General features: G+C 68.0%; 7 protein-coding genes. 3 read left to right on the top strand and 4 right to left on the bottom strand.

Features of this window, described 5'->3' with window-relative positions:
- The 4 genes from VKP62_09870 to VKP62_09855 form a co-directional block, all read right to left on the bottom strand.
- Nucleotides 1–2335 (bottom strand): NHL repeat-containing protein (locus VKP62_09870; protein ID MEB3197497.1); only part of this gene is annotated, 2335 nt, incomplete at its 3' end.
- 108 nt (nt 2336–2443) lie between these two features.
- Nucleotides 2444–5935 (bottom strand): hypothetical protein, encoded by a 3492-nt coding sequence (locus VKP62_09865; protein MEB3197496.1) that lies wholly within the window; start codon nt 5933–5935, stop codon nt 2444–2446.
- A 122-nt stretch (nt 5936–6057) separates the two neighbouring features.
- Nucleotides 6058–7557 (bottom strand): hypothetical protein, encoded by a 1500-nt coding sequence (locus VKP62_09860; protein MEB3197495.1) that lies wholly within the window; start codon nt 7555–7557, stop codon nt 6058–6060.
- Nucleotides 7558–7609: 52 nt separating this feature from the next.
- Entirely contained in the window at nt 7610–8470 is an 861-nt protein-coding gene (locus VKP62_09855) for a ZIP family metal transporter (GenBank protein MEB3197494.1), read from the bottom strand.
- A 201-nt stretch (nt 8471–8671) separates the two neighbouring features.
- On the opposite strand from VKP62_09855, the gene VKP62_09850 reads away from it, so the two are divergent.
- Genes VKP62_09850 through VKP62_09840 form a run of 3 tightly spaced genes read left to right on the top strand, consistent with a single transcriptional unit; the run spans nt 8672 to nt 11914 of the window.
- Entirely contained in the window at nt 8672–10105 is a 1434-nt protein-coding gene (locus VKP62_09850) for a zinc-regulated TonB-dependent outer membrane receptor (GenBank protein ID MEB3197493.1), read from the top strand.
- A 10-nt stretch (nt 10106–10115) separates the two neighbouring features.
- Nucleotides 10116–11051, top strand: coding sequence for a zinc ABC transporter substrate-binding protein (locus tag VKP62_09845; protein MEB3197492.1), 936 nt, complete (start codon nt 10116–10118; stop codon nt 11049–11051).
- A 35-nt stretch (nt 11052–11086) separates the two neighbouring features.
- On the top strand, nt 11087–11914 hold the full coding sequence (locus tag VKP62_09840; protein MEB3197491.1) for a hypothetical protein: 828 nt from the start codon (nt 11087–11089) through the stop codon (nt 11912–11914).
- Nucleotides 11915–11957: the final 43 nt, after the last annotated feature.

The raw sequence follows: 11957 nt of genomic DNA, 5'->3' as shown, positions 1-11957 counted from the left end.
GGACGCCGGTCGAATTGCTGCTGCCGAAAATGGAGATGGTCGATGAGCCTGCATTGGCGCAGGCCAGACCGAAGGGGCCAATGTCGATGCCCCGTGCATCGTTGCCCACCGTGACGGAGCCGCTGATGGCGTTGTTGAGGATGCGCTGCACGGTGTTGTTCGAGCATGTCACCCAGACCCCGTCGCTGTTGTCGACCACGATGCCCTTGCAGCCCGTGGCCGTGATGGTGGCCAGCGTGGTCAGCGCGTTGCCGCCCGGCCAGCTGTAGTGCTTCAGGGTGTTGGCGCTGGGATAGGCCACCCAAATGCTGCCCTGACTGGTCACGTCGATGGCCGTGGGGGCCGAGCCTGGTGAATAGTTCGTGCCGTTGGCGTTCGAGTTGTTGAAGGTTTTGACCGTGCCGGAGGCCACATCGATGCGGGCGAGTTGCACGGTGCCAGCGTCGCTGACCGTCACCCAGACGGCATTGCCGGAGGGGTCGACGGCGACGCCCTTGTGGGTGAAGCCGATCTCGTAGTTCGCCAACTTCGTGCCGTTGCTGTCCAGCTTGGCGATCTGGGTACCCGTGTCGGCTGAGACCCAGACGCTTCCATCCGGTCCTACCGCCACGTCATTGGGTTTCTTGTAGGCCACATCGAACACGGCGGTGGCGTTTGTGTTCACGTTGATGCGATGAACGTCCTGGGTGCCATCCGCATTCGCCGCGTCGTTGGCATTGGACACCCAGATGTAGTTGTTGGTCCTGTCGTAGGCAATGCCCTCAGGCTGGCTTGTGACGCTGTAGGTGTTCTCAAGCGTGCCGGTTTTGCTGTAGCGCTTGACCTGATTCGTGGATGGGTGCGACACCCAGATCTTGCCATCCTTGTCGACCACCACGTCCTCCGGGGCGGGGCTCACGGAGAAGCTCGTCACGGGGGTGGTATTCAAGTTGACGTTGCCCAGGGCCGGCGACAGATGGTCGCTGCTGTAGGTCTGGGTGGCCCCTGGCAGGTTGGTGGCATAGTCACTGGCGGCATTCAGGCTGTCGTCGGCGGTCATGATGCGGTCGGTGTCGGAAGCGCTGTAGTCATAGGCGAACCAGGCGCCGTAGCGATCGGTGGTGTCGTGGTCGTCGAGGTAGAGGGGACGGGAGTACCAGACATCGTCGCTGGCGAGGTTGATCCAGGCACAGACGGGTCCGTTTTTGCGGGTGACGTTGACGAAGGCGTAGAGGGGTGCGTTGGTGGCGACGGTGGTGCTGTTGCCGTTGGCGTCGGTGAGTCCGGTGTAGCTGCCGTCCTGAATCTCGATGGCGGGTGGGGTGAGGATGCCCCTGGTCGAGATGGCGTAGGTCTTGTCGGTGCTGGTGCTGGTGTTGAAGTAGTGGAAGTACCCGGCGCCGTCCCCGAGCATGATCTTGCCGTCGAGCACGACGCAGGGGCTGAAGATCTTGTGTCCTGAGGGGTTGTAGGTGGAATCGACGATGGCGGTGGCGGTGGCGACGGTGTAGTCGGTGCCGCTGAGGCTGGAGGTGGTGGGGGTGATGGTGTACTTGAAGACGTGGCCGTCATTGCGGGGGACGTAGACGATGTCCTGGTGGTCGGCATCGTTGGAGACGATGGGGTCGAGGGTGGGGGCGATGCCCTCTCCTTCGCTGGTGCTGCCTCCCCCTCCGATGTCGGTGGAGCACTGGACGGTCATGGTGGCGCCGCGGGTGTCGACGACGAAAAAGGTGCCGTCGTCGGCGAGCAGGTAGGCGCGGGAGCAGCGGGGGCTGAGGCTGACGTAGGTACTGGAGAAGGTTTTGTTGAGGTTGAGTCCGCGCGGGGTATCGAGCGGGTTGTCTCGTTTGAGCTTGAGCAGTCGTCCTTCCTTGGTGAGGAAGAAGACACGGTTGTGGAGTTCGTTGGGGTCGTTGCTGGCGACGAGGGTGCTGGCGGCGCCGTTGGTGACGATGTCGTTGCTGCCGAGGGCCACCCCCGAGAGGGTCGCCACGTTGCTGAGGGCGGAGAGGGTGATGCCGGGGTAGCTGTTTCCGCTGACGGTCCAGCTGGCGGCGGGGTCTGGCCAGGCTTGCAGGCGGTAGCTGCTCTGGTCGCGCTCGTCGGCAAGTTGCTTGAGCCAGCTTTGCCGCTGGGCGACGAGCGAGGGGGCGCTGATCTGCTGAGTGGCCCAGTCGATGCGCCTGGGGTGCAGGAGGTTTTCGGTGCGGGGTCCGAGCGTGAGGGTGGGGGGGCGCGTCGTTGGGGCCACCGGCAGGACGGGCGGCGTGCGCTGACAGCTGAGCAGGATGAGCTGCACGAGCAGGAGCAGGAACAGGCGGTGGGGAGTGGCATTCCAGGCTGGAATGGGCACGTCGGGACCTCATGACGGAGCGTCCCATCCGTGCGAACGCTCCCTCTCTTACTTACCCGCGCGGACGGGGGCTGAAAGCCCTTGGGTCGTTTGACCGATCCGCGCGATTCAGTGGGCGAAGCGAAACAGGCTGTGGGCGCCGTCGAGCCCCACGTAGAGGCCCTCGCCGCTGGTGCCGCTGGCCGCGAACGGATCGAGCAGCAGCACCGGGCTGCCCCCCTCGCTGTTGAGGGCGCCCTGGCTGAAGCTGTTCGACACCGTGGTGCTGGGGCCATCGGCGACCATGCGGTCCGCGCTGGTGGTCTGGTCGAGCGGCAAGCTGAATTTTGAGAGGGCGTAGTCGAAGGACTCGGCGCTGCTGCTGCCGCCGCTGGGACGCTGGCTCAGGACGTAGATGGCGCTGAGGTCCGAGTTGACGACGGGCGTGGTGGTGTTGCGCACGTACTGGCTGCCCCCGTCGAGCGTGGCCCCCCCGTTTTCACTCAGGCGCCCGAGCCGGGCCGTGTTGAAACGGGTGTAGCGCGTGCCGCTCAGGGTTGCGGTGGAATAGGCGGTGTCGCACCAGGTCTGAGGCGTCGTGAAGTCGAGACTGAAGAGGGTGTTGGTGTTGAAGACGTAGACGCGCCGGCGGCCGTTGCTGACATCGATGATCGGGGCCGTGGCCACCGGGGCCAGCGGCGGGTTCAGGTGGCGCTTGTAACGCAGCGTCAGCAAGGGGCGGCTATCACTGGGCCCCGCCACCCCGCTGGCGCTGCCGGCGGCTGAAAACTGGGGCGCAAACAGGGGCGGGGTGCTGCCGCTGGTGAAGGCCTGAAAGGGCCCCCCCCGCCAGTAAATCTGGTCGGTTCCGGTGACCGTCGCATCATAGCGCAGGCCGAAGGCATGGTGGGGCACCGGCACGGTCTGCGCCATCCCTCGGGTCACATCCAGGCTGTAGGGGGTATTGGCGGTGAAGCCGCTGATGGCGTTCGCACTGCCCGTCAGCGCCCCCAGGTTCTCCGTGAAGGCGGGGGCCTGGCTGGCCGTCAGGCCGCGTTGACTGGACCAGGGGGTGGTGCCTCCGGCCTCGAAGGCCCCGCTGGCACCCTCGCGCAGGGGGCGCCCGAGGCGATACACCTCAGGGGGATAGCAAGACGTGCTGCGCCCATTGGTGCGCAGGCCCAGCGTGGCGGAGACCAGGGTCGATCCCGTCGCCACCTGGTCGCAGGCGCTGTCGAGGAAGCGCAGCAGGCTGCGCACGCCCACGCTGCTGTTGGTGCCGACCTGCGTGACGCTGTTGGCGCCGGTGTTGGCGATCGCCAGGCGCCCCACGCCCACGGCGATGCCGCGCGGATCACTCTGGGTGGCGATGCTCAGGTCGATGCGGCCCTGGTTGATGCGCTTCACGTTGCCATCCCCGCTGGTGGCCCAGACGGCGCCGCTGTTGTCGACGACCAGACCCTTGCAGGCGTTGACCTGGTAGTCGGCCAGGGTCGTCAGGCTGCCCGCCTGGTAAGCGAACTGGCGCACGCGGTCGGCCTCCGGATAGGCCACCCAGACGGTACCGTCCAGGCCCACCGCCAGGGCTCCGGGGGTTTCGCCCGGCAGCAGGTCGGCAAAGTGGCTGACGGTCAGCAGCGCGGTGTCGACGCGGGCCAGTTGCAGGTTGGGGTCGCTGAGGGTCTCCCAGACGGCCCCGCCGTTGGGGTCTGCGGCGATCGCCAGGCCCGGCGCATCGGTCGGGATGTCTCGCGAGCCGCCCGGCAGCGTCGCCGCCGAGACGGTCGCCGACGCATCGAGCTTGCGGATGTTCTCGTGCATGTCGTCGTTCTTGGCGTGGGCGTACCAGACCACCCCGTCCGGGTCCACCGCGACATCGACCGCGTTGTGGTTGATGCGGGTGGCACTGGTGGTGGTGCAGCTCGTGCAGCTGCCCGTATTCGGGAAGAAGACGTTGAGGCGCTCCAGGCCAGCCGCCACGGCCGTGGATTCGCCGAAATTGGCCACCCAGACGGCGTCGCCGAGTGGATGGTAGGCCAGGCCCCTGGGGTTCTTGCGCACGGTGAAGGTTTTTTCGAGCGTGCCGCTCTGGTTGTAGCGCCGCACGAAGCCGTTGGAGAGGCCATTGTCGTTGGTCACGTACAGCTTCCCGTTCTTGTCGAAGGCGACGTCGGGCGGGCTCGTTCCGGTCGAGAAGTGGCTCACGCTGCCCGTGGCGATCGCCACGTTGGCCAGGGCCGGTGCCACCACATCCTGCGAGAAGGCCACACTCGCACCAGGCAGGGGGGTAAGGTAGTCGTCGGCCACGTTCAGGCTGTCTTCGGCGGCGACGTAGCGGGTCACGTCGCTGGCCAGGTAGTCGTAGGCGAACCAGTCGCCGTGGGGGTCGCTGTCGTGGTCGTCGAGGAACAGGGGACGGGAGTACCAGACGGCCTCGCTCAGAAGATCGATCCAGGCGCAGACCGGGCCGTTCTTTTGCGTGACGTTGACAAAGGCATACAGCGGGGCGTACAGCGCCACATTCGCCGGCTGGCCAAGCCGGTCCGTGAGCCCGCTGTAGCTGCCATCCTGGATCTCGATCGCCGGCGGCGCTTCGATCGCGCTCAGGGAGACGGGAATCTGCTGGCAGTTGGCCGGATTGCGGGTGTCGTGCCGGATGAAGCGGCCCGCCGTGTCGCCCAGCAAGAGGGTCCCCCCGAGCGCCACACAGGGCGCCATCAGGCGGTGATTGGACGGATTGTATTGGGCATTCGCGATCGGCGCGGCGTTGGTCACCATGTGGGTGGCCTGCGGCACCAGGCTGCTGGTGCCGGGTTGCACCAGGTATTGCTGCACCTGACCGTCATTGCGCGGCACGAACAGCGTGTCGAGCGCATCGTCGTGGCTCGACATCAACGGATCGAGGGCGGCAGCCAGGCCATACCCTTCGTGCGTGCCGCCGGCCACCCCGATGTCTCCCGTGGCCTGCAGGCGCATCGCGCCGGTGGTGTCGACCACGTAGAGCGTGCCGTCATCGGCCAGGCAGTAGGCGCGCCCGCAGCGCGGACTCAGCGTGATGTAGGTGCGCGAGAAGGTGTTGTTCAGGTTGATGCCGCGCGGTGTGTCGAGCGGATCGTCTCGCTTCAGCTTGAGCAATCGGCCCTGGCGGGTGAGAAAGAACACGCGATCCGTGAGCTCGCGGCTTGGCGCCTGGGTCAGGAAGGTGCTGGCCGGCGCATTGGGCAGGGTGTCGTCCGCGCTCAAGGCAAGGCCGGACAGGCTCGCGGTCTGGCTGAGTGCGGCCAGGGAGACGCCTGGATAGCTCTGCCCGGGCGATCGCCAGGCGGGTGTCGCCTGGGGCCAGGACTGCAGCCGGAAGGGCCAGAGCCCGGGGGCGGGCTGGGCCTGTTTGAACCAGCTCTGCCGGGCCTCCTGGACGGCCGGCGCACTGACGCGCTGGCTCGACCAGTCGAACTTGTGCGGCTGGAGCAGGCTTTCGTTCGTCTGCCCAAGTGTCAGCCTTGGCAGCCGTTCCGGCCGCACGGGTCCGGACGGGGACGGGGCCCGGCAGCTGACAAGCAACAGCAGGGCCAGCAGGAACCAGCCAAACGGTTGGCCAAGCGAGGCAGAGGGCAGACGCAATCCAGAGGCTCCAACCCGGGGAAGGCTTTGGCTTTATGTTAGGCTGCGCCGTGGCCGGGGGGCTGTACCTTGCAACACAAGCGCGGCCGGTTGCAGGGGCGAGGCGCGCCTCCCCCTCGCCTTCAGGGCAGGCGCAGGCGCAACTGGCGCGAGCTCTTGCGGTAACCCGGATCGCCAGCCGGGACACGCAGGTGCCGAAGCTGGGCCAGCGCGCGTGGCGAGAGGGCCGGCGCATCGAGGGCGGTCAAAACGACATCGAATTCGCCTGCGGCAGGCAGGTCCGGGGCCAGCCATGGCAGGCTCGTCTCGGTGGTGAACCCTTCCCAGGCGAACGCCGCCGAATCGGCGCGTCCCCGGATGTCCAGCCGGTAACCCGTGGCCCCGGGAACACGCTGCCAGGCCAGGCGCTCGCCCGCTTGCAGCCGTGGGGTGGACTGCCAATCCGGGGCTGGCAGCAGTTGCTCGACCAGGCTGGTCTGGCTCTGCGCCCAATCGATGGCCAGGTTGGGACGGAAGATCGTGCTGCGATACTGGTTGCCCTGGTCGTTCGCCTCGACCAGCAAGGTATAGCGCACGCCGGGCAAGGGGGCGATCGTCGCCCGTCGCGGTTCTTCAAACAGCGAGAGGCTGGTGCCATCCGGGGCCACCATCGCCACCGACGCGTAGACGGGCGCCGGCAGGCCCTGGCGATCGACCTGGAGGCGCAGCGTGTGGGTCGTGGCCTGGAGCACCACGTCGTTGTCCCCCGGTGCGTTCGCGTCGCCGTCCAGCACATCGATCGGGCCCGTCAGCGCCAGACCGCTCAGGAAGGCGGCCCAGCGTCCCTGCGTGTCGATCGCCAGCAGGGTCCCCTGCGTCATCTGGCCGCCCGGCAAGTTCAGGCTCAGCTCGAAGCGGCCGTCGGCCTGGGTCGTCGCCGGGGTGGCACTGAGACCCGCTCCGTTGCCCAGGACGACCAGAATGCCCGCCTGGGGGCTGCCATCCGGGCTGACACAGCGTCCGCTCACCCGCAAGGGGGCGAGCGCCGCCTGACCGGACGTCACGACGGTCGTCACCAGCGGCTGCAGGTGCAGCACGGGAGCGGCGTCGTGATAGCCGGCGATCGTCGAGGCCGAGAAGCCAGGGGCCGTGGCCATGTAGACGCCATCGTCGGGCGGTAGGCCCGGCAGGCGGAACCGGCCGTCCGCGTCGCTGCGCACGCTTCGCCCATCCGTGGTCATGATGGTGGCGCCTGCCAGGGCGCGTATCTCAGCGCCTTCCTGCGCGCGCACCGACCCCAAGGTCACGGGGCCGTCCGGAACGCTGCCCCCCGCCCCACCAACGGGCCGAGCGGGCACGGGGAGTGGCGAGGCGGACGGCGCGGGGGGCTGCGGCGTGGCCTGGGGCTGCGCGGGCGTGACCCCTGGTGCTGCGACCAGGGGGGCCCGTGCCGGCGGTTCGGGCGGGCCCACGATCAGGACCGCGTGCGGACCCGTCAGGGGGCGGGCGTTCAGGCAGGCGGTCAAGCCAAGCGTGGTGAGCAGTCCCGTGACGCAAGCGCGCCTGCCAGACTGGCAAAAGGCCGGTCGTGGCGACCGAGAAGCCAGGACGATGGGACGCTCGGTCTGGTTTCGTGAGGTCATGTGCGGTGTTCTCTGTGGCCCTGCCCGACGAACGCGGCCGGCCCCACGACCTTCAATGGCTATGCGGCAGCAGCCGTTCGAGCAGTCCGAACAGCACGGCCCCCGAGAGCACCAGGGGCACGCCGTTCGCCGTGCGCAACGCCACCGGGATCAACTGAGCCAAGACCACGTAAAGCAACACGCCGGCCGCCAGTGGCAGCGCGAAGCCGAGCGTTCCGGTGGCCCCGCCGAGGGCGAGCGGTAACCCGAGCCCCAGCAGGAAGGCCGCTCCGGTGGCAATCGCGGCACGGTGAGCCAGGCGCCGGGAGCGCCCGGCCGCCAGCACCACGGCGGCGGCCAGCATGCCTTCCGGCAGGATATGCGCCAGCAAGCCCACCATGACCAGCAGTCCGATGCTGAAGTTCAACGTGAAGCCAGCGGCCATCGCCACGCCGTCGAAGAAGGTGCAGACCATCAGGCATCCGAGCGCGGAACAGGCCGTCCCGTGGCTGAGCAGGTGGGCGTGAGCGACCTCACCCTGGGCCACCCCTTCCTGGGCATAGCCATGCACGTGCCCGTGCCCGTGTTCCCCGTGGTCGTGGTCATGGTGCCCGGTGTGCCCGTGTCCACAGGCCACTTCATCCTCGTCCCCCACCAGGTCGAGGTGAGGCGCCAGGTAGCGCTCGAAGAGCATGACGGCCACAATGCCGCCAAACAGCCAGGTCAAGGCCCGGCCTTCGTCGCCCTGATGCAGGGAGGCCGGCAGCAATTCAAAGAAGAGCACGGCCAGCAGCAGTCCCGCTCCCAGCGCCATCATGGCCGACAGGCGTTCGTGCGTCAGCCAGCGCCGGGGACGGGAGGCCAGCCACATCCCTCCGGCCATGGTCGTGCTGGCGGTGACCAGGCCGTACATCAGGGTATTGTCGAGGGTCATGGGGATCCCGGAGGGGCGAAAGACGCCAAACTATGACATGTCACGATAGGGCGGTGACGCCTGCGCGTCAAGCGGGCCTCCGACTGACCTGCCGGGCTTCGAGGTGCCGGGACGCGGTCAGAACGACCGCTGGGGGCGACCCGCGCTTGACGATGCTAATGCAATACTATAGCATTTTTTGGTCTGAACCCAACCTTGCCCGTGAGTTTCGTGTTTCCGAGTTTTCTCCCGCCCACCCCGCTGCGGGCCGCGTGCGCCGCTTCCTCGGTCGCGCGGCAAGCCCGAGTCCAGCGCCAGGCCGCGATGCGCTGGCTGCGCCTGGGGACCTGTCTCGCCTGTGTTTGGGGCGGGGCGAGCGGCCGGGCGATCGCCTGTGAAGACGAAGCGCGACACCCGCTGAAGGCGCCTGCGCCCGTCGTGCTGGCCGCCAAGAAGGTCTCCCCCTCGCCGAGCGCCACCCCGTCACCGCTGCCATCGGGCGTTTCGGCCACCGACATGGACGACTTGGAGCGCTTGCTCGGCGGGGCCGGGGCTTCAGCGCCACCCGTGCCCTCGGTTCCGCAACCGGCTGCCAGTCTGGCGCCGATGGTGTCGGTGGCCCGCACCTTCCAGGACATGAACCCGAATATCTCCGTGATCATGGACGTGGCCGCCGCCGCTTTCAGTTCGGAGCCCGATCAGCTGGGCGGCCACGATCCCAAGGCCAACGGCTTCAACTTGCAGCAGCTCGAACTGGCCATGGGGGCGCCGGTCGATCCTTTCCTGCGCTTCGACAGCAACCTGGTGTACTCGCAGTTCGGCGTCGAAATCGAGGAGGCTTATGCCACCAGCTTGATGGCTCCGTTCGACCTGCAAGCCCGCGTGGGGCAGTTTCTGACCCGTTTCGGACGGCTCAACGCGTCCCACCCGCACAGCTGGGAGTTTGTCGACCAACCCCTCGCCAACGGCAAGTTTTTCGGAGGGGAGGGCAATCGGGGGCTGGGGGGAGAGCTTTCCTGGCTGGCGCCGCTGCCGTGGTACGTGGAACTGGTGGGCTCGCTGACGGACGCCCGGGGTGGCGCGACGGCCCGCAGCTTCTGGGGCAACGACATCCTGTCCGTGCGCTCCCCGCTCGATACCCAGGCCACGGCCTCCTTGCGCCAGTTCTTCCCGCTGGGCCCGGACTGGTCGCTGGCCTGGGGGCTCAATGGCGCCACAGGCCCGCACGGCACGGGGCGCTTCAACCGCGCCGATCTGCTGGGCACCGATGTCTACCTCAAGTGGCGCCCGCTGACGGGCTCCACCTTTTATGTGCTCAACTGGACCACCGAGGCGATGACCCGCCGGCGTCAGGTGCCAGGCGGGCTGCTGGTCGACCACGGGGGCTATACCTCGCTCTTCTGGCGATTTGCGCAGCAGTGGGGCACCGCGCTCCGCTACGAACTGGTCAGTGGGCTGCCCGGTGACCCGCTCGACCCGGATTGGGTCGGCGATCGGGGGCGGCTGTCCGCCAACCTGACCTTCTGGCCGACGGAGTTTTCGCGCTTCCGCTGGCAGGTCTCGATGGACCGGGCCAGCTGGCGCCCGGAGCCCGTTTATGCCACTTTTTTGACGGTTGAGACCGTCACGGGGGCGCACGGTGCCCACAAGTTTTAGGAGGACCACCATGTTCAGCACGCGGGCCATCTGGGGGATCGTGGCGGCGCTCACGGTCTGGTTGCCGGCCGAGGCAGCCCTGGCCAAGCTCAAGATCGTCGCGACCCTGCCGGATCTGGCCTGCGTCGCGCGGGAAGTGGGGGGCCCCGACGTGGAGGTCACGGCGCTGGCCTACCCTTCGCAGGACCCGCACTTCGTGGATGCGCGGCCCCATCTGGTGCTGGCCATGAACCGGGCGGATTTCTTGCTCCTGACCGGACTGGAGTTGGAGACCGGCTGGCTGCCTACTCTGATCACAGGCTCTCGCAATCCCCGCATCCAGCCAGGCGGGCCGGGGGGCATGACCGGCTGGCTGGACGCTTCCACGGTGGTGCCGCTGAAGCAAGTGCCCCAGCAGCGCATCGATCGCTCCATGGGGGACATTCACCCTGGCGGCAACCCCCACTACATGGTGGATCCTCGCAACGGCGCCCTGGTCGCAGCAGCCGTGGCCGAGCGATTGGCCGCGCTCGATCCGGATCGGCGGGCCGCTTATCGCGAGCGGGCGCGTCTGCTGCAGGCGCAACTGCGCCGCCTTGCCGAGAGCGAACCCAAGCGCTTTGCGCGCCTGCCCGCCGCGCATCGGCGGGTGGTGGTCTACCACCAGTCGCTCATCTACTTGCTGGAGTGGTTGGGGCTCGAGCAGGTCAACACGCTCGAGCCGAAACCCGGCATTCCACCCTCGCCCGGCCACGTGGCCACGGTGCTGGGCCAGATGCGCAGCCTGGGTGTCAAAGGCATCCTGCAAGAAGAGTACTGGCCGACGGCCGTCGGTCAGTTGCTGGCGAGCAAGGTGGGCGCCAGGCAGGTGCTGCTTCCCGGCGGGCCAGACTTCGACCAGGGGCAACGCTACGCCGACTACCTCAGCGGCATGGTCGATAAGATCCATGCGGGGCTCAAGCCGTGAACGCAGGCTTTTGGCGGTGGAGCCGGGGTGGCGCGGTGCTCGCCGCGATGCTGGGGGCCTGTGCCTGGGTGCCCGGCACGGGCTTTGCGACCGTGCGTGAAGTGGGTCTGGAACTCGCGCTCGACGCCCCGAAGGGTCGTTTCGATGACCAGCGACGCTGGAAAACCAATCAGGGAAACCGCCTGATTCTGGCGGCGGAGGGGCTTCGCCTTAGCCCGGGGGCGCTGACCCTGCTCAGTGAGGCGGCCGCTGCGGGGCCTGCCACCGGCGGGGCCTTCGACCCGACCCGGCCGCCGCCCGGCTTCAGCAACTGCCACGGTGGGCATTGCCACCGCGATGACGGGGCCCTGGTCGACTACGCCGATATCGAGGCGCAGCTGGCGGGTGGGGGCGTCGCGGCGGCGCGTCCGCTCCTGCGCCTGCCGCCCAGCGCTGCCGCCCTGGCCCTCGGGGGGGAGGGCCGCGCCAGCCTGCGCCTGACTGCCTGTGAGCCACACTGTCACCTGCCGCGCGGACGCGTCGGGGCGGTGTCGCTCGATGTGTTGCGCCTGCAGGCCTCTGGTCAGGTGGTCTCACCGGATGGGGAGCAGCGCCAGGCCTGGACGCTCGACCTGCCCCTGACGGGATTTTCCTGGCGGCAGGCCCTGAGCACGCCGCTGGAAGTGGGCCTGAGCGGACCCCTCAGCTATGCCTTGCAGGGCAGCTGGCGTCTCCCGGAAGACCTGTTCGACGATCTTCCCTGGGAGCGCGTCTGGCAGGCCAGTGGCAGCGTGGCGCTGGAAGCGGACCAGGCCTTCAAGCAGCCCTTGCTCGAACACGTGCGCAAGGCGGAGTTTCGGATCACCGTGCGGGCCCTCGACTGAGGGTTCGTGATTCAGTCTATGACCAAGGAGTTCAAAATGCCTC

It is taken from the genome of Candidatus Sericytochromatia bacterium, assembly GCA_035285325.1.
Classification (GTDB): domain Bacteria; phylum Cyanobacteriota; class Sericytochromatia; order S15B-MN24; family JAQBPE01; genus JAYKJB01.
The sequence above is the reverse complement of the archived record's forward strand: the minus strand, read 5'-3'. Positions and strand labels throughout refer to the sequence as shown.

What these genes read in the sequence shown, in the direction of transcription:
- VKP62_09860 (MEB3197495.1), bottom strand. Translation starts at nt 7,557, where the DNA reads ATGACCTCACGAAACCAGACCGAGCGTCCCATCGTCCTGGCTTCTCGG.
- VKP62_09855 (MEB3197494.1), bottom strand. Translation starts at nt 8,470, where the DNA reads ATGACCCTCGACAATACCCTGATGTACGGCCTGGTCACCGCCAGCACG.
- VKP62_09845 (MEB3197492.1), top strand. Translation starts at nt 10,116, where the DNA reads ATGTTCAGCACGCGGGCCATCTGGGGGATCGTGGCGGCGCTCACGGTC.